The sequence below is a fragment of the Burkholderia sp. Bp9140 genome (genome assembly GCF_003853425.1).
In the GTDB taxonomy this organism is placed as follows: Bacteria; Pseudomonadota; Gammaproteobacteria; order Burkholderiales; family Burkholderiaceae; genus Burkholderia.
On the sequence record NZ_QTPQ01000105.1, the window covers coordinates 1 to 1,361 of the forward strand.

The window sequence follows — 1,361 nt, forward strand, 5'->3', positions numbered from 1 at the left end:
CTGATCTGGAACATGATGATGTCGATGTCGGGCGGCTGGTTCTTCGTCGTCGCGTCGGAGGCGATCACCGTCGGCAATCACACGATCACGCTGCCGGGGATCGGCGCGTACCTCGCGCAGGCGATCTCGGACCAGAACTTCAGCGCGATCGGCTGGGTGATCCTCACGATGACGGTCGTGATCCTCGCGTACGACCAGTTCCTGTTCCGTCCGCTGATCGCGTGGGCCGACAAGTTCCGGATGGAGAACACCGCATCGGGCGATGCGCCGCAATCCTGGCTGCTCGACCTCGTGCGCCGTACGCGCCTGATCCATCAGCTGCTGGTGCCGGCCGGCTGGTTCTTCGCGAAGGCCGCGCGGATTCCGCTGCGCCTGCCGCTGTCGGGCGCGATGCGCTTCACGCTGCCCAAAGTCGAGAAGAAGGCGTCGCGCACGGTCGACATCGCGTGGGCGGCGCTCGTGCTGATCGGCACGCTCTATATCGTGTGGCGCGTCGTCAGCTTCGTGTCGACCGGCGTGACGATGGCCGAGGTCGGCCACGTGATCGTCCTTGGGCTCATCACGCTGCTGCGCGTGGTGGTGCTGATCTCGATCGCATCGGTGATCTGGGTGCCGATCGGCGTGTGGGTCGGGCTGCGCCCGAAGCTCGCCGAGAAGCTGCAGCCGCTCGCGCAGTTTCTCGCCGCGTTTCCGGCCAACCTGCTGTTCCCGGTGTTCGTGATCGTGATCGCGCGTTTCCACCTGAACGCCGACATCTGGCTGTCGCCGCTGATCGTGCTCGGCACGCAGTGGTATATCCTGTTCAACGTGATTGCCGGCGCGACGTCCTATCCGAACGATTATCGCGAAGCGGCGACGAACTTCCGGATCCGCGGCTGGCAGTGGTGGCGCCAGGCGATCCTGCCGGGCATCTTCCCGTACTACGTGACCGGCGCGATCACTGCGTCGGGCGGCGCGTGGAACGCGAGCATCGTGTCGGAAGCGGTGCAGTGGGGCACGACCAAGATCGAGGCGCACGGCATCGGTGCGTATATCGCAGAGACCACGGCCGCCGGCGACTTTCCGAAGATCATCCTGGGCATCGCCGTGATGTCCCTGTTCGTTACCCTGTTCAACCGCCTGCTGTGGCGCCCGCTGTATGCCTTCGCCGAAGCGAAGCTGCGGCTCGACTGAGACCGATTGAGAGCGAAACGCGATGCACAATCCGAATGCTGTAAACGCCCCCGTCCAGACGTCCCAGCCACCGCGCCTCGGCGAGGAAATCCTGCGTGTCGATCACGTCTGCCGCGGCTTCAACAAGACGCAGGGCGAACTGCTCGTGCTCGACGACGCGAACCTGTCGCTGCGCGAAGGCGAGATCG

The 1,361-nt window shown here is 65.0% G+C and carries 1 protein-coding gene and 1 pseudogene; both read left to right on the plus strand.

The features are described 5' to 3' along the window. A partial coding sequence (locus DIE21_RS36790) for an ABC transporter permease subunit (RefSeq protein ID WP_124502202.1) occupies positions 1-1,173 on the plus strand: 1,173 nt, incomplete at its 5' end. A 22-nt stretch (positions 1,174-1,195) separates the two neighbouring features. Then, positions 1,196-1,361 (plus strand): annotated as a pseudogene (locus DIE21_RS36795) (ABC transporter ATP-binding protein); the annotation flags it as partial.